This window comes from Lactobacillus sp. HBUAS51381, assembly GCF_012641095.1.
Taxonomy (GTDB): domain Bacteria; phylum Bacillota; class Bacilli; order Lactobacillales; family Lactobacillaceae; genus Levilactobacillus.
This window is the reverse complement of the sequence record NZ_JAAVSC010000008.1, coordinates 33,526-50,800: the sequence shown is the minus strand read 5'-3', so window position 1 is coordinate 50,800 and position 17,275 is coordinate 33,526. Positions and strand designations below refer to the sequence as shown.

The window sequence follows — 17,275 nt, the reverse complement described above, 5'->3', positions numbered from 1 at the left end:
CCATTTTAGCCCAAAAGGGGGAGAAATATCAGTGCGTTTTGCACTGAAAATCACGGCTTTTTTACGTTTTCAGATGATAATTTAATGAAAATTCGGTCATTTTTCGAAAAATCGGCTACTTTTTGCCGATATGCCGTCTAAAAAAAGCAGTTTTCACGGCTAAACGTATCCCTTTAACCGCAAAAACTGCTGCAAATTTTTTAACTTATAGGGGGAAATCATCCTTTAATCCCGCCGCAATCTCGTCCGGATTATTCGCCGTGAAACCCTCGCCCAGCGAAAAGTTGCCGTCGGCTGCCCATTTTTCGAGGTAAGGTAAGCTTTCGGTCACCCGACTGCTGGCGCTGGTGACAAAGGGAATCACCGTCATCCCCGTCAAATCCGTTGTCGTTAGAAAGTTCTGAATAATCCGTGGCGGCTGATGATACCACGTGGGAAACCCCAGATAGAGGGTCTGCGTATCCCCCAACGCCACGGGGTCAAATTCCGGTAATTGCGACTGCGTATTCTCGGCATCGGTTCGCGCAACCAATTGCTGAAAGCCCGTCGTCGGATACGGCTGTGCCGCCGTCAGCGCGATCGGTGTTAACTGAAGATAGCGGCCAACGGTTTCTGCGGCCGTTTGCGTATGTCCCGAGACTGAGAAATAGATCAGAGCTGTTTTCGTTTGTACCATCATGATTCCTCCTTAGATTAGTTTGCCACCTTAAGCATACGCCTTCTGCCGACCGCACGTCAGCATTATCTATATATTATAGAAGAAACCGACAAAAAAAGGCCGCCCTTCTCAGAGCGACCGTCCTGGGTTAACCGTTATTTTTCAACGTTCTTCCCATCGTATTCATCAATCATGATCTGCTTCAATTCTGAAACTAGCGGTTCCTTCGGGTTAGCGGTCGTGCATTGGTCTTCAAAGGCCAATTCTGCCAAGTGATCAACCACCTTATCAAAGTGAGCTTTGTCCACGCCGTTAGCCTTCAAGCTCAAGGTGACACCGACTGAATGAGCCAGGTCAATGACCTTCTTGACTAAGGCTTCCTTCAATTCTTCCTTGGTGCTCCCTGGCAAGCCGAGGTAACGGGCAATCTGTGCGTAATCTTCGTCGGCACGGAAGTATTCGTATTTCGGCCACATTGCCAGCTTCGTTGGTTCCTTGAAGTTGTACCGAATAACGTGTGGCAAGGTGATGGCAATCGCCAAGCCATGAGGTAAGCCGAATTCGCCACCCAGCTTATGGGCGATGGAGTGATCCACACCGAGGAAGGCATTGGCAAAGGCCATCCCAGCCAACGTTGACGCGTTGTGCATTTCTTCTCTAGCCGTGGCGTCCCCATTGTAGGAGTTGGTCAGGTTGTCCATGACCAGCTTGATGGCTTGCAAGGACCATGGCCGCGTGTAATCGGAAGCCATCGCTGACACGTAGGATTCAATGGCGTGGGTCAAGACGTCCAACCCGGAGTAAGCCACCGTCTTCTTTGGCACCGTTTGGATAAATTGTGAATCCACGATCGCCACGTCTGGCGTCAAAGCGTAGTCAGCCAACGGGTATTTCACGTGGGTCTTGGAATCGGTAATCACGGAGAATGGCGTTACTTCGGACCCAGTCCCAGACGTTGTTGGAATGGCCACGAATTGCGCCTTGTGTGGCTTGTGGAACTTATAAGTCCGCTTCCGAATGTCCAGGAACTTCTGCTTAGCCCCAAAGAAACTAGCATTCGGATCTTCGTAGAATAACCACATGTTCTTGGCGGCATCGATTGGTGAGCCCCCACCTAAGGCCACGATGGTATCCGGCTTAAACGTCCGCATCTGCGCGACCCCACGGTTAACTGTATCCGTGGTTGGGTCGGGTTCAACGTCGGAGAACAGGGAGTATTCGATCCCATCTGGTTGGCGTTTCAGTTCGTTCAAGACCGTGTCAACGTAACCCAATTCCACCATGGATGGGCTGGTTACCAGGAAGACCCGCTTGATGCCAGGCATATCGTCGAGGTAACGGACAGATGTCTTTTCAAAGTAAACTCGAGGTAATTTAATCCATTGCATATTATTTCGCCGCTTTGCAATCGTTTTGATGTTCAACAGGTCAAATGAGGAGACGTTGTGGGAAACGGAGTTCTTGCCCCATGAGCCAGTCCCCAAAGTTAATGAAGGAATCATTTCGTTGTAGAGGTTCCCAATCCCACCGATAGCGGATGGCGTGTTAACCAGTACCCGACTTGCCTTCATCTTAATACCAAATTCCGTAGCCAAGTCATCGTCCATCGTGTGGATACCGGCCGTGTGACCCAACCCGCCAAAGTGGAGGAGTTCATCACAGATCTTGAAGGCATCTTCGTGGCTCTTAGCCTTGAAGACGGACAGTACGGGTGACAGCTTTTCTTGAGAAAGTGGGAACTTAGGACCCACGCCCTTCAATTCAGCCGCCAAGACCTTCGTCGTTGCGGGAACCTTAATCCCGGCAATCTCCGCAATCTTTTGCGCGGACATCCCGGCGATAGGGCCCTTCACGCCGCCTTCCGGACGGAACATCGCGTCGGCCAGAGCCTTTTCGTCACTCTTCTTAATGAAGAAGACGCCACGATCTTCCATTTCTTGCTTAACCGTGTCGTAGATTTCTTGGTCAATCACGGCACTGTTTTCAGAGGCACACACCATCCCGTTGTCAAACGTCTTCGACAATACGATGTCGTAGACGGAACGCTTGATGTTAGCCGTCTTTTCAATGTAAGCTGGGCCGTTACCAGGACCAACCCCTAAGGCTGGCTTCCCAGTGGAGTAAGCGGCCTTAACCATGCCAGGACCCCCGGTAGCCAAGACACTGGCTACCATTGGGTGATTCATCAGCGCCGTCGTGGCTTCCAGGCTAGGCTTGTCGATCCATTGGATGACGCCCTCTGGTGCTCCGGCAGCAATTGCGGCGTCCCGGACGACCTTGGCAGCCATCACGGAAGACTTCTGCGCCTGTGGGTGAAAGGCGAAGATGATGGGGTTTCGCGTCTTAACGGCGATCAAGGACTTAAACATTGCCGTTGAGGTTGGGTTGGTCACGGGGGTTACCCCGGCTAAGATTCCGAGGGGTTCTGCGACGGTGATCAGTTGACGTTCGCGGTCATCTTTGATGATACCGACCGTCTTGTCATGCTTGATGGAGTGCCAGATTTCTTCGGTCGCGAACATGTTCTTCACAGCCTTGTCTTCCATCACGCCCCGGCCGGTTTCTTCGTAAGCGGCCTTGGCCAATTCCATATGGTGATCCAGACCAGCGATCGCCATTTGGTGCACGATGTGGTCCACTTTTTCTTGGGTAAAATCGTCCATGGCGCACAGGGCGTCGTGGGCCTTGGCGGTTAACCGGTCGATCATTTGGTCAACCGTTTCGCCGTTTTCTTCTTTTTTAGCTTTTGGATTTTCTTTCACGTTTTTTAACATGCTTATGCCTCCATTTGAAAACATCTTGTTAAGTTCTTCACGAGTTAAATCATATCACCTTTTCAAAATTCTGCAAGAGGTTTATGTTAAAAAAATCACAACTAATTGGTTTGGCGAACAAACCCGATAGCAACGCGGCTTACAGACATCAGTAATGTAAGCGCATACATATGTTTTTGGAATTTTTTTGCTGTTTTTAATGTGTGCTTTAAATCACAACCGTCGCTTTTTCTTTCATAACAGCGGCAACTATCGGCCTATTTAGGTCGTGTTCCCCGGCTTTTTGCCATAACGACCCTTTTTTCAGCCCCCGGATCACGTAGACTATGCTAAAGTAGGTTTATATCGTGTTTAGGTCGAGTTTGACCAATTATCTGCTGGAACACCTAACCTTATTAATCAGAAAGCGTGATTCTTTTATGCGGCCTTGGGCTTTTTGGCGCGATGCCAACCACCACTTCTTCAGTCATTGGGGGAGCTACGTGACCCTCGTCTTCTTGACGAACCTCGTGGTCAGTTACATTGCCGTCCCCGTCTTTACGTGGCTGACTTCGGCACTCATGCGGTGGCAGCACGTCCCCTACGTTTCTTACACCAACATTGGGTCCCTCGTTCTTAAGCATCCCCTAGCCATCGTGGGGCTAGTGTTGATTCTCCTGGCGATCGTGACCCTCATTTACTGGCAATTTGCCTACCTGTTACTGGGAATTACCAACATTCGCCACGGGCGACCGCAGACGATGCTCAGCATTCTGGGGGACACCATTCGAAGCATTGCCGGCGCCTCCCCCAGTACGTTTCTCTTCTTTATTGGTTATTTTATTATCATCATGCCATTCGGGAGTGAGCTCTTCACCACCCCCCTGCTCAACAAGGCCAAGATTCCCGCCTTTATTGTTAGCTACCTCATGGACAACAATATCTTCGCGGTGCTTCTCAGCATCTTCTATGTTGGCGCGGCCTATCTGGGGATTCGGCTCATCGCCGTCTTACCCCTGATGATGATCGACCACTACCATAGCCGCGAAGCCATTCGCCTCAGTTGGCAACGGACGCGCGGTCACTTCTGGAACTACTTTTTTAAAATTATCGTGACCCTGATCATGGTCAGTATTGTCGTGGCGTTCATTTACGCCGCACTATACGTCGGCCAGGTCTTCTTCGACAAAACCCACGTGGCATTGGTCGCGGCCACCATTAATCTATTTTTGATGGAAGTCATTACGGAATTCATCGTCTGCTACGCCACCGTGATCTTCATGATGGTGATTCTCAGTAGTCACGATATCCATCAGGCCACGCCATCCATGCTCTTTAGCTTCCGCGAACCCGCCAAGACGCGGCTCCGGACCCGCGCTTTGATTGTCAGCGGCCTCGTCATCATTAGTGCCGCGCTGGTTGGGTTCAATCTGATTTATCTCAACGGTCTCGCCATGAGCAAGCCGCTGACCATTGCTCACCGGGGCGTGGACAACGGCAATGGCGTACAGAACACGATTCCTGCCATGGTCAAGACCAGCCGAGAGAAGCCGGACTACGTCGAGATGGACATTCGGATGACTAAGGACCACCAATTCGTGGTTATGCACGATGGGAATCTAAAGACGCTGGCCGGCCTCAATCGCAAGGTCTCCTCGCTGACGCTCAAGCAGCTCACCAAAATTACCGTGACCGAAAATGGCTATCAGGCCAAGATTCCCAGCTTTGACCACTACCTCAATTCGGCCATCCAACACCATCAGAAACTCCTCATCGAGATTAAAACCGGTGGTGCCGACACCAAGGACTTACCGGAACGATTCTACCGGCAGTTTGGGGCCCGCATCCTAGCCAACCACGAGCAGGTGCATACGTTAAGCTACACCATCATGAACCGGCTGAAGGAAGACCATCCCGAGTTGTTCGTCAGCTATATCATGCCGTACAATCTCACCTTCCCCCACACGCGGGCCAACGCCTACACCATGGAGGAAACCACGCTCAACGACACCTTCATCGAACAGGCCGACCGCGAACATAAGAAGGTCTATGCCTGGGACATTGACGACGTCACCAGCATGGATCAGATGATGTTTATTGGCGTCAACGGCGTCATCACCAACAATCTCCACCTGATTCAACAAGAAATCAAAGACAACACGGATCACCCGAGCTACGCCAATTTGTTGCTGACGTTTATGAATGATTTAACGTTGGAAACACAGACGCAGTAGTCACCGAGAGAGTCAAAGGACGCGCCAACACAACTGTGCTGGCGCGTCCTTTTTGTGACCAATTCACTTATTTCTTCTCAATCTTACGAATTGGCCGCTTGATTAAGTGCAAGAGTTTTTCAGATTGCAGGCGGGCCACGACGGCATCCACCGCCACCTGCATCAACTTTTCGTTGAGATCCTTAGCCGCTGGTTGGACCTGTTCTTCACCTAAGTGATGGAGCCGGTCTTCCAATTGGCCAATAAAGTTATCGTAGGCTTGCTTGGGATAATCCCCAGCCGTAATCTGGTCGATCCCCGAACGGACCGTATCCGTTTGGAACATGGGCTTCAGGAGGCTGATCATCAAAATATCCGTTAGCTGCATCGTTTGATACTTCTTCTTGACGGGTGCCAAAATGACATGGTGCTTCACGTAGTTATTAATCATTGCCGGCGTGATGGTATCGATCCCGAGAGGTCCCAGAATGTCGTTAATCAGCGCGGTAACCTGGTCCATATAGAGGTCAAACTTCGGTAAATCGTCCCACCGTGGTAACTTTGCCTTATGCATCTGGTTTTCCCAGCGGGTGTATTGATTGTAATCAGCCATATTTCTTCCCTACCCTTCCGTTTATACCTTTCATTATAGCATATTACCTAGTTATAATGACTAGATACGGATGAATATCTCAATTTCAGCTAGCGTGTTGACGAGTTCTCTCGCAATGCCTTTAGCGCCAGCGAATACGACTCAGGATACGCTTCCCCAAAATCTCCTGTACCAGGATAAAGATGGGTTGCACACTCAGCATGAGTGGCAGGTAAATCAAGGCCAACTTCCAATTGATCAGGCTGACCAGCGAGAAAATGGGGCCCAAGAACAGGAAGATGACCGCAAACAGGCCCGCCATCAACGCAATCAGACCAATTTTGAAGCGGTTGAGCGGTCGGGCGACCATGACCAGAGCATTGAGACTAATCAGCCCGGTCATCAGGACGCTCAGCGTGGAGGTCGTCGCAAAGCTCAGGTTAAACTGCGTCCCTAGCCCCATGATGACCAGGATATAACCCACTACACAGACGGCGGCCGGGGCGGCAATCTCCATCACCTGCTTCATGAAACGGTCGGCAATCCGCGCATAATTGGGCTGCAACGCCAGGAAGAACGTGGGAATCCCGACCATCAACGAGGAGATTGGCGTCAATTGAATGGGTTCAAACGGGTAGCTCCGACTCATGAAGATGAAAATCAGCGTTAACACTACGGAATACATGGTTTTAATCAGGTAGAGTGACGCCACCCGTTCGATGTTGTTGATGACCCGGCGGCCTTCATTGAGGACGTTAATCATCGCGTCAAAGTTCGAATCGACGAGGACAAAATCGGCCAAACTCTTGGTGGCCTCACTACCGGAAGCCATCGCAATGCTACAATCCGATTGCCGCAGGGCCAGCAGGTCATTCACCCCATCCCCCGTCATGGCGACGGTGTGGCCCGCCGTTTGATAGGCCTTGATTAGCCCCTGCTTCTGCTGCGGTGTAACCCGGCCAAAGACGTTGTAAGTCGCCACCAGCTGATCGTAATCCGGTTCGGCGCCGACCTGACTCATATCGACTAACTGTTTGGCGCCGGCAATCCCCGCGCGTTCAGCGATGCTGGCGACCGTGACCGGATTATCTCCGGAAATAACCTTGAGGGCCACGTCCTGATTGGCAAAGAAACTAAACGTATCCTTGGCCCGTGGCCGCAACTCATCCGTAATTAAGATCAGGCCAATGGCTTCCGGCGCAGTCGGCTTCGGTGTGGTCAATGCGGCCACCCTCGCCAGCAGGAGGACCCGATAACCTTGTGCGGCCAACGTTTGAATTCGCTGTTGTACCGTAGCGGGTACCGTTTCAAAGATAAACTCCGGTGCCCCCATGACGTAGGCACCATCCGCCAACTGGGCGCCACTCCATTTCCGACCGGATGAGAATGGCAATACTTGGGACGCATCAACGGTCGGTGTTCCCAACGCCTGCTTGACGGCCGTGGCGGTCTCGTTATCGTCCCCCGTCGCGGCGACCAACCGAGCCAACACGGCGTTCAACTGCTCCGGCGACTGTTTCCCCACGGCTTCAACCTTTTCCAAAACCAACTTTCCGTTCGTAATCGTCCCGGTCTTATCCAGACAGAGAACATCCACGCGGGCCAACGCCTCGATCGCGGGGAGTTCCCGCACCAAAACGTGCCGGCGACCCAGGGTAAACGCCCCGGCGGCCAAGGCCACCGAGGTCAACAGGACTAACCCCTCGGGAATCATGCCGACCATCGAGGCCACGGTTCCCAGAATGGCGCGGTTCTGATCCTGACCCCGCATTAAGGCGGCAATGAATAGCCCGGCACCCAACGGAATGATGGCAAACGTTAACACTTTAATAATCCGATTAATAATGAGGAGCAATTGACTAGCCGACCGGCGTTTCTGCTTCGCGGAGTGGGCCAATTGCTTCACAAAACTGCCCTTCCCCACTGTAGTTGCCTGAACAATGGCCTTGCCGCCCAGAATGACACTGCCGGAAACCAGCCGATCGTTGGTATTCTTCACGATGGGCGTCGACTCCCCGGTAATCTGCGACTCGTCGACTTCCATCCCCACGGTCTGCCGAATGAGGCCGTCCACGGGCAACTGATCTCCCCGCCCAATGGCCATGAGATCGTCTTGAACCAGCTCGTCTTGGTGGCGCGGCGTCAAGCTTCCCTCACGCAGGACATTAATCTTGCCCTCTGATAACAGGGCTAACTTATCCACCTGCCGCTTGGACCGAATTTCCTGAAAAATCCCGATTCCTGTATTAAAGACCACAACACCTAAAAAGAGCAAATTTTTGTAGCTGCCTGTGAGCAGGACGAGGCCGCCCAGAAGCACGTTAATTAAGTTAAATAGCGTTAGTAAATTGTCCCGAAATATTTGTTTGACACTCCGCGTTAGTGGCGGTAACGGGTCATTTTTTAAGCCATCCGCCACGCGTTGCTGCACCTCATCTGCCGTGAGGCCTTGGTTTAAGGGCGGTAGGTAACGGTCTGTCATTTGGGCGTCCTCCTTTACCGATTCGTTACCCATATTGTAACCGATAATCCGCTTTCATAACGATTAATCTATTGGTTTTTTGTCGATTCTTAAGCGAAACGTTAGTCCTTAACAGCACCTGTCAGTCGTGGTTAAATAAAGAGGGAACACATTATCCAAGGGAGGTTTTATGATGAATCATAAATCATCAGCGGTTATTCTGTTCATTCTTTACATTATTTTACTCGGTTGCATGTTAGCCCACCAAGACATGTTGGCCATGTGGCTCATGACGGCCGGCATGCTGATTGAGGCGTCGATTAACCTATACGATCAGTTCAAAACCAAAAAGTAAGCGTTGCCAGTTTGACTAAATTGGCTTAACATATTATTTATATGCAGTGTTACGGATTGACCCGCAACGCCAAGGAGGAAAAATAATGACACTTACCAGTCTTGCAGATACGATCAAACTCGCCGATGGCCATGAGATCCCCGGTTTCGGCTTTGGGACTTACCTCATCAGCGACCAGGAAGCCATGGACACCACCATTAAAACGGCTTGGGATCAGGGTTACCGGTTATTTGACACGGCGATGCTCTATCGGAACGAGGACATCTTGGGTGAAACCCTGCACCGCCTCGAAATCCCCCGCCAGGAACTCTATTTGACGACTAAAGTCGCCGAAGAAGTCCAGGGCTACGATCAAACCTTGAAGTCCGTGGAAGGCTCTCTGAAACGCTTAAAGCTGGACTATCTGGACCTCTTACTCGTCCACTGGCCGGTTCGCGAACACTTCTTCGATACGTGGCGGGCCTTTGAAGAACTCAAGGCAGACGGTAAGGTCAAGTCCATCGGGGTCTCCAATTACACCGCCGCTCACTTGGATTTATTGGCAACCAAGGCTAAGGAGATGCCCGTGGTCGATCAGGTGGAATATCACCCCTACCTCAATCAGTTGGCCTTGTTAGACTACAACCAACAACACCACATCGTTACCGAGGCCTGGAGTCCCCTGGGCCGGCGCGCCGTATTGGGCGACTCCATGATCGCCAAGATTGGTCAGCACCACAACAAGTCCGTGGCTCAGACCATCCTGCGTTGGGAGCTCCAACACGGGATCTTACCGATTCCCAAGTCCCAACACGCGGAGCGGATTACGGAAAATGCGCAGGTCTTTGACTTCTCCTTGAGCGAAGATGAGATGTCCACCATCGACCTGTTGAACAAGTACCAACGAACCGGAAATGAACCGGAAATCGTTTACGAAACGGGCAAACAATACTAGTCCCCTGAGGCTCACGCGTCACCGCATCGTCGGTGACGCGGGGGCCTTTTTAAATTTCAGCTACCGTCGTAAGAATCGGGGGAAAGCCACACAGCGATTCTGCTCAACATTGGCCCAACAAAAAACGCGCGTTCCGGGAAATCCCCAGAACGCGCGCCACAGTATGATTAATTGGTATTAGTCAATATTGATTTCATGATGATCCGCAACGTCAGCTTGCTTTGGCAAGGTCAACGTCAAGATGCCATCGGTGAAGCCGGCCTTAACCTGCTTCAAATCGATATTTGGCAGGTAGAAGGAACGGGCCACATTTTGACTACGACGTTCTTGCCGTAAGATCCGACCGTTGTCGTCCTTGGCCGCTTGGCTAACTTCGGACTTCCCGGTAATCCGCAACGTATTGTCACGGTAGTCCACGTGGATATCATCCTTCTTGAAGCCTGGCAATTCAGCCGTGACCACGTAATCCTTATCGTGTTCGACGACATCCGTCTTCATCTCATTATCACCATTGAACATATCGTGACCTAAGTTGCCCACTTCATTAAAGAAATTCATTGGATCAAAGAAATCAAAGTTCCGACTCATAACATCATTAGCCATAATCAAATTCCCCTTTCTGCTTTTCTGTTTTACTTGATTACATTTTCTATAATAGTCAGTATTGGTCAGAAATGCAAATAATTAGCACTCGGTTTTTAGAGTGCTAATTTTGATGGCTTAATCCCAGCAAATCAGCATTAATTAGAATGCCAGAGTAATCGCTTAATTGTCAAAGGTCAAAAAGCTCGTCTAAAGGTCAAACTTTTTTTAAACGTCCCGATACACTTAATCACGTCAAAATTAGCGTTTTCGTTGCCCATCTTCCCTAGTCTTATCCAAACCCTTAAGCATCAAAAAAGGCTTCCAACATCTCTGCTGGAAGCCCATTACCCGAAGATCGGGATTTAATAAGTTGTTTGATCATTATCCTTAGGGACAACAACCTTTTCACCCAACGCGTCGGCTAAATCTTGCAAAGCTTCTTCACGGGTTGGCACGATGTCCATGTTAAAGAGAATGGAATCGATGTCTCCACCGGCGAAGTCAAATTGTTCGAAGTAAACGTAAGGATCGTGATCATCGTCATTTTCCAAGAAATGCTTTGTCACAGCCTTTGAAAGTGCAGTTGCCCAGGCTAAGTCATCCATCTTTGGTAGATCGCGCTTGGTCACATATCCCGTCGTCAAAATTAACTTTGCCGCCTTTTCCACGTCATCCGTTGGAATCTCAATAGTCGGTTCAATCTTTTCGTCCTTTGGTGTATCTGCCATAATCCAAATCTCCTTTGATGTTACTACATTTAGTCTAATCCTTTTCGGCGAAAACGTTAAGTATGTCATTCCCCAAAGTTAATCCAACTATTTTCCGTTGTTCGGTTGCCAGATGACCGCTTTGAGCGTAGAATTTGATTCAATCTACTCACTATAAAAAGGCGTGCAGACGCGCTATAATAAAGAGATAGAATTAATGAAATGAGGAATGATGTGTGGATAGCGGTCAGATAGTTGTGAACCTAATTATTATTTTAATTACCTTCTTCTTTGCAGCTTTCTTTGTTGCTTGTGAATTTGCCCTAGTTCAGACGCGTCCCAGTGCCCTCGAAGAAAAGATCGAGGAACTGGACAAACCGTCGACTAAGCTCAACCGGGCCATGAAAATGGTCACCAATTTAAATGAATATTTATCAACGACGCAGGTGGGGGTTTCCCTGGCCGGCATCATCTTAGGGTGGATCGGGGAATCATTCTTCGTCGATCTCCTGTTAGACGGCCTAGCACCCGCCCACCTGAACACGGCAACCACGCATACGATTAGCGTGATTGTCGGGGTGCTGCTCTTGACCTATCTTGAAGTGGTCTTCACGGAAATCGTGCCAAAGAACATTTCCATTGATATGCCCATGAAGGTCTTGATGCTAATCGTCACGCCATTGCATTACTGCCACATCCTGTTCTACCCGTTCGTCTGGTTACTCAATACCAGCGCCTCGGGTGTCGTTCGTCTAATGGGCTTGAAGGTCGCTAACGAAAGTGACGAGGTCTTCTCCCAAGCCGAAATCCTTAACCTTTCACGAAGTGCCGTGGAGGGTGGCGAACTGGAAAAGAATGACTTGGTCTACATGCAACGGGCTTTCGAGCTGAATGACAAGGTGGCCAAGGACATTATGATTGACCGGACGCAGCTGGAAGTCATTGACATCACGGCAAGCGTGAAGGAAGCCCTGAACGTTTACCTGCAGGAGCGCTTCAGCCGACTTCCTGTTGTGGCCGATGGGGATAAGGATAAGATCCTCGGCTACGTCTACAACTACGACTTGATTCGCCAGCAACAGGTGGATTCCAAGGTGCGGGTCGACAAGCTGATTCGGGATATCTCCACGACGCCCGAGACCACGCCCATCACCGAAGTTCTCCAACAGATGATTAAGAAACGGACGCCAATCGTGGTGGTCGTCGACGAATACGGGGGAACTTCCGGGATTATCACCGATAAGGATATCTACGAGGAACTCTTCGGCACGGTCCGCGATGAGATTGACGATGCCAACGACCAATACATCTTCAAACAACCTAATGGCACCTTCCAAGTCAATGGGAAGATGACGACTTACGACTTTGAACGGTATTTCAACACTGATATTAAGGGATTTGAGACGACTGAAACGGTCACGATGGCCGGCTTTATCATCGATAACTACCCGAACGTCAAGGTCAACGATGTCATTCACCTGAAGAACTTTGATCTTAAAGTGTTAGATTACGAAAACTCATTTATTAACTGGTTGGAAGTCACGGTCAATCCGCCACAGAAACAGATTACCACGACCGAAAATCAGGACGATGATCACAAGTAAAGTTGTCACGAGAAAAGCCGCCGCCCATTTCGGGTGACGGCTTTTTTCTACCGACGCTGAACGAAGCCCGCCAGCGCGTAGCCGCCGCCCCCGACCAAACAAGCCAGTGAGACCCACCAGAAGACGCTGGTTAGGCTGACCGAGATAACATTAGGCAACATAAGGCCGATGACGACTAACCCGCTCCAGAAGCGGATAGTCCGGTAAAAATGACGATTAAAAGACATCCCTTGTTCCTCCTGCGACTTAAACTTCTTCCTCACCATTGTAAGCCCACTGTCCGGTGAATGCACCGGCTAATTGACAGTGACCCCCACCTATTCTCATAATGAATGGATAGCTTTACTCAGAAAGGAAGCGTACCACCCATGGCTATTGGCCAACTCACGAATCAAATCATTTTAATGTTTCTCCTGATGGGCGTCGGCCTCCTCACCAACAAATTGGGCTTCATGCACGGTCAGACCGCGACCGATCTCACCAATATTCTGCTCTATATCGTCTCACCATGTCTGATTGTCAACGCTTTTGAACAACGTTTCTCGACCAGTCGTCTCCAAAGTCTGGGCCTGGTTCTGTTGGGGATTCTGCTGACTTATGGTTTGATGGTTCTCATCACAAATTTAGCGTTCAAACGCGTCGCCGATCCCAACTTACAACGCATCATGCGATTCGGCGCCGTCTACTCTAATGCCGGCTTCATGGGTGTTCCCTTAGCCAGTGCCCTCTTTGGCAACACCGGCGTCTTCTTCGCCGTGGCCTCACTGGCCGCCTTTAACATCTTCTGTTGGACCTACGGTATCGCACTGTTCACGCCGCGAAAACAAGGGACGCCCATCAATTGGCGCCAGATTCTCCTGAATCCCAACATTGTGGCTATCGTGGTGGGCCTGGCGATCTTCGTTAGCGGCGTTCACCTCCCCAACCTGCTCAATCACACCATCACCTACGTCAGTTCGATCAACACGCCACTGTCCATGATTGTTATCGGGAATAGTCTCGCCGCGGTGAAATTCAATCGGCAGGCGTTTAATTCTCGACTGTGGTGGCCCCTGCTCTGCCGCAATTTACTCTTTCCCATCATCGACATCGTGATTCTTCGGGCCTTCGGTATCAGCGGAATTCCGCTGTATACGACCGTCTTGATGGCGGCATGTCCCGTCGCCGGTAACGTGGTGCTCTTCACCTTAAAGGCCCACGGCGACACCAGCCCGGCCGTCACCCTGATGAGTATCTCCACCATCTTCAGCGTGGCGACCATTCCGGTGGTCTTTGCGCTCTGCAATCTCTAAGGTCGTGATCGCCGTTAGCCGGCGAGACGACCTTTTTTTGCGCTCACTTCCGCTGAAATGATTACCACCCGGGGTTATCTATTCACCGTTAAACTGATATACTAGCTAGTATTGAAACCGCTATCAACTAGGAGGAATGTTATGGCACCCTTGAAATTAACCGAGGGCCGACCGATTAAGCAGATTATTCTCTTCTCACTGCCCCTAATCGGTGGCTCCCTCTTCCAGCAACTCTATAACTTCATTGATACTCTGATTGTCGGCCGTCTGATTGGCGTGGATGCCGTGGCCGCGATTGGGGCCTACTATCCCCTAAGCTTTCTGATTATGGGCTTTGTACAAGGAACCTGCATCGGCTTCAGCATTCCGCTATCCCACAGTGTGGGCGAAGAAAACCACGCGGCCGTTCGCCAATACCTGACCAATGCCGTGTGGCTCTGCATTGTGCTGGCCGTGATTCTGACGCCATTAATGGTCGTTTTGACGCCCACCCTACTAACCGCCCTACATACGCCTAACCAGATTCTCCACATGACCATTATCTTCACGGCCATCTCATTTCTGGGGATTCCGGCTAATATTTTGTTTAACTATTCTGCCGATGCGCTCCGGTCCTTTGGTGATGCGGTTCACCCGCTTTACTTCTTAATAGCGTCTCTCGTGGTCAACGTGATTCTCGACCTGGTCTTCATTCTGGTCTTCCACTGGGGGATCGCCGGGGCCGCCATCGCGACCGTGATCAGTGAATTTATCGGGGGCCTGCTCAATCTGACCGTCTTTCCAAAGTTCCATCTCGGCTTGACCCGCAAGGACTGGGCCGTCAACTGGGCTCGAATTAAGAAGATGAACCTGATTGGCTTGCCAATGGGCTTTGAGTACTCCGTCTCCGCCATCGGGGCCATCGTGATGCAGGATGCCATTAACCTGCTGGGCACCAACATCATTGCCGCGCAATCGGCCGCCGAAAAGATTCGGCAGCTCTTCACCCTGCCGATGGAAAGCGTGGGGGCCGCCATGGCGACATACCAGGCCCAGAACTTTGGGGCCAAGCAACGTAACCGCATGAAGCGCGGGATTGTCGATGGGGTCTGGATTCAAGTCATTTACTCCGCGGCCGCCTTCATCATCATTAACCTCGCCAAGACGCCGCTGGTGACCGCCATCATTGGTTCGGGCCACCCCGACATCGTCCGCGAGGCCAACTACTACATCATCATTATCAGCTGTTACTTCCCGGTTCACGGGATTCTGATGATCTTCCGGAACACCCTGCAAGGCTGGGGTCACAGCTTCTATGCCATCTTCTCAGGTATGGGTGAGTTGATCGGACGAACCGCAGCCGGTTGGCTATCCATTGCCGGCTTTGGCTTTACCGCCATTGCGTACGCTAATCCCCTGGCCTGGGGATTAGCACTGGCCTACTGTATCTTTATGGTCTTCCGCGTGTTTCGGCGAAAGAACTTCTTGGATGAGTAGTTGTCATCTTTCATGAAACGAGCAAAAGGGATCGCAAATCAATTTCAGATTTGCGATCCCTTTCATTTACACTTAAATTGACTGTTTCACATGAAACAATTACCGATTCGCCTTCGGAATCCGCAGGGCTAGTAAGAAACCAACCACGGCCAACACAAAGGTGAAGAAGAAACCGTAGTGGGCCCCGTTAACAAAGGCACCTGCGGCATGATTGGCACCGGAAGCCATGTAGGCGGCCTGACCAATCCCCAACAGACTCGTCGCAATCGCCGTGGCAATCGCGCCAACAACCTGTTGTAAGGTGTTCATGATGGCACTCCCATCGGCCGCAATTGGCCCGGTCAGAGAGTTCAACCCGTACGTTTGTGACGGTGACATCGCCAGTGGCGCCCCGATCATTAAGATGACGTGGGCCAAGATGACGTACCAGATGGCGCTCTGCGTCGTGGTGAAGGCCAACATTAAGGCGCCGACCATTGAGATGATAAAGCCAATCCGAGCGGGCATTTGTGCCCCTACGTGATCATACATCCGACCGGAAACGGCGGAAATAATCGCGTTCATGACCCCACCAGGGAACATGATGATCCCGGTCAAGGCAACGGGGACCAACAGTCCCTTTTGAATGTACATTGGCAACAGGTACATCGCGGATAGGATAATCCCAAAGTTAATCATGACCAGACTGGCCCCAATCCGGAAACCCGGAATGGCAAAGGCCCGCAGGTTCAAGATCGGCTTGTCCATCGTCAATTGACGGTGCGTGTACCAAGCCAAGACGACAATCCCCACGATTAAGGCACTGATGACGGCGGCTGAACCCCAGCCACGGTCACTGGCCAAGCTAACGCCGAGCACTAAGCTCCCGAAGCCGACCGTCGACAAGAGAATCGATAAGAAGTCCACCTTAGGACGTGAAACTTCCGCAATATTCTTCAATGACGTCACAGCAAAGATAAAGGCAATCAGTAAGAACGGCACGAACAACCAGAAAATCCACCGCCAAGAAGCGACGCCGAGAACGATTCCGGCTAAGGTTGGCCCAACAGCGGGGGCGAACATGATCACCAGTCCGACCATCCCCATAGCAGCACCCAACTTGTAAGGCGGGAAGATTTGCATAGCCACGGTAAACATCAGTGGCAGGATCAGCCCGGTGGCGATCCCCTGAATCATCCGTCCGAAGAGCAAGACGCCAAACCCTGGTGCGATGGCCGAAATAACGGCCCCGACCATGAAGTCAACCAGCGCGAACAGGATAACCTGACGCGTCGTGAACCATTTCGTAATAATACTGGACAGTGGCAGGACAATCCCAACCATCAACATATATCCGGTGACCAACCACTGAACCGTGGCGGTCGTGACGCCTAATTGCGCCATCAATTGTGGTAAAGCAATATTCAAGGATGTTTCTGAAAACATCCCGACAAAGCCCCCGATTAGCATCCCCATCATGGCTAGCATTGGGTGAGCAACTTGCACTCGAGCTTTCTTAGCCACATTAGTTTGGCTACTTTGTACAGAATCCATTTTGTTTTCACACTCGCTTTCATTTCAAACACAATGGATTACTCTACCAGAAAAAAACCGTCTTCGTAAGCAAAAGTTATCAAAAAATTAGAGGTAATCGTTTTCATGAACA

General features: G+C 50.8%; 14 protein-coding genes. 6 read left to right on the top strand and 8 right to left on the bottom strand.

Annotated features, from left to right (window positions below; all coding sequences use genetic code 11):
- Nucleotides 1-205 precede the first annotated feature (205 nt).
- Nucleotides 206-676 (bottom strand): flavodoxin, encoded by a 471-nt coding sequence (locus HEQ50_RS04435; RefSeq protein ID WP_168899315.1) that lies wholly within the window; start codon nt 674-676, stop codon nt 206-208.
- A gap of 137 nt (nt 677-813) precedes the next feature.
- Nucleotides 814-3,432, bottom strand: coding sequence for a bifunctional acetaldehyde-CoA/alcohol dehydrogenase (gene adhE, locus HEQ50_RS04430; RefSeq protein ID WP_168899314.1), 2,619 nt, complete (start codon nt 3,430-3,432; stop codon nt 814-816).
- Between the two features lie 347 nt (nt 3,433-3,779).
- On the opposite strand from adhE, the gene HEQ50_RS04425 reads away from it, so the two are divergent.
- Nucleotides 3,780-5,645, top strand: coding sequence for a glycerophosphodiester phosphodiesterase (locus HEQ50_RS04425; RefSeq protein WP_334427324.1), 1,866 nt, complete (start codon nt 3,780-3,782; stop codon nt 5,643-5,645).
- Nucleotides 5,646-5,712: 67 nt separating this feature from the next.
- Here the strand turns inward: HEQ50_RS04425 and HEQ50_RS04420 are convergent, their stop codons facing one another.
- The gene (locus HEQ50_RS04420) at nt 5,713-6,237 is read right to left on the bottom strand and encodes a DUF1836 domain-containing protein (RefSeq protein WP_057732142.1); all 525 of its coding nucleotides are present in this window, start codon (nt 6,235-6,237) and stop codon (nt 5,713-5,715) included.
- Between the two features lie 121 nt (nt 6,238-6,358).
- Nucleotides 6,359-8,698: a cation-translocating P-type ATPase gene (locus HEQ50_RS04415; protein ID WP_168899313.1), complete on the bottom strand. Its 2,340-nt coding sequence runs from the start codon at nt 8,696-8,698 to the stop codon at nt 6,359-6,361.
- 172 nt (nt 8,699-8,870) lie between these two features.
- Between HEQ50_RS04415 and HEQ50_RS04410 the strand changes: the two genes are divergently transcribed.
- Together HEQ50_RS04410 and HEQ50_RS04405 are read left to right on the top strand one after the other, a co-directional pair.
- On the top strand, nt 8,871-9,032 hold the full coding sequence (locus tag HEQ50_RS04410; protein ID WP_211089200.1) for a hypothetical protein: 162 nt from the start codon (nt 8,871-8,873) through the stop codon (nt 9,030-9,032).
- Nucleotides 9,033-9,117: 85 nt separating this feature from the next.
- The gene (locus HEQ50_RS04405) at nt 9,118-9,966 is read left to right on the top strand and encodes an aldo/keto reductase (RefSeq protein WP_168899312.1); all 849 of its coding nucleotides are present in this window, start codon (nt 9,118-9,120) and stop codon (nt 9,964-9,966) included.
- 177 nt (nt 9,967-10,143) lie between these two features.
- Here the strand turns inward: HEQ50_RS04405 and HEQ50_RS04400 are convergent, their stop codons facing one another.
- Together HEQ50_RS04400 and HEQ50_RS04395 are read right to left on the bottom strand one after the other, a co-directional pair.
- Nucleotides 10,144-10,569 (bottom strand): Hsp20/alpha crystallin family protein, encoded by a 426-nt coding sequence (locus tag HEQ50_RS04400; protein ID WP_168899311.1) that lies wholly within the window; start codon nt 10,567-10,569, stop codon nt 10,144-10,146.
- A 344-nt stretch (nt 10,570-10,913) separates the two neighbouring features.
- On the bottom strand, nt 10,914-11,279 hold the full coding sequence (locus HEQ50_RS04395; protein WP_168899310.1) for a hypothetical protein: 366 nt from the start codon (nt 11,277-11,279) through the stop codon (nt 10,914-10,916).
- 215 nt (nt 11,280-11,494) lie between these two features.
- Between HEQ50_RS04395 and HEQ50_RS04390 the strand changes: the two genes are divergently transcribed.
- Complete coding sequence (locus HEQ50_RS04390; protein ID WP_168899309.1) at nt 11,495-12,862, top strand: hemolysin family protein; 1,368 nt, start codon at nt 11,495-11,497, stop codon at nt 12,860-12,862.
- A 47-nt stretch (nt 12,863-12,909) separates the two neighbouring features.
- Here HEQ50_RS04390 and HEQ50_RS04385 read toward each other — a convergent pair whose 3' ends face one another.
- Nucleotides 12,910-13,089, bottom strand: a complete 180-nt coding sequence (locus HEQ50_RS04385) for a hypothetical protein (protein WP_168899308.1) — start codon at nt 13,087-13,089, stop codon at nt 12,910-12,912.
- A gap of 141 nt (nt 13,090-13,230) precedes the next feature.
- On the opposite strand from HEQ50_RS04385, the gene HEQ50_RS04380 reads away from it, so the two are divergent.
- Both HEQ50_RS04380 and HEQ50_RS04375 read left to right on the top strand, forming a co-directional pair.
- On the top strand, nt 13,231-14,154 hold the full coding sequence (locus HEQ50_RS04380) for an AEC family transporter (RefSeq protein ID WP_168899307.1): 924 nt from the start codon (nt 13,231-13,233) through the stop codon (nt 14,152-14,154).
- Between the two features lie 141 nt (nt 14,155-14,295).
- Nucleotides 14,296-15,630, top strand: a complete 1,335-nt coding sequence (locus tag HEQ50_RS04375; protein ID WP_168899306.1) for an MATE family efflux transporter — start codon at nt 14,296-14,298, stop codon at nt 15,628-15,630.
- A 99-nt stretch (nt 15,631-15,729) separates the two neighbouring features.
- Here the strand turns inward: HEQ50_RS04375 and HEQ50_RS04370 are convergent, their stop codons facing one another.
- Nucleotides 15,730-17,163 carry a DHA2 family efflux MFS transporter permease subunit gene (locus HEQ50_RS04370; RefSeq protein ID WP_168899305.1) on the bottom strand — a complete coding sequence of 478 codons (1,434 nt, stop codon included), beginning with the start codon at nt 17,161-17,163 and terminating at the stop codon, nt 15,730-15,732.
- Between the last annotated feature and the right edge of the window lie 112 nt (nt 17,164-17,275).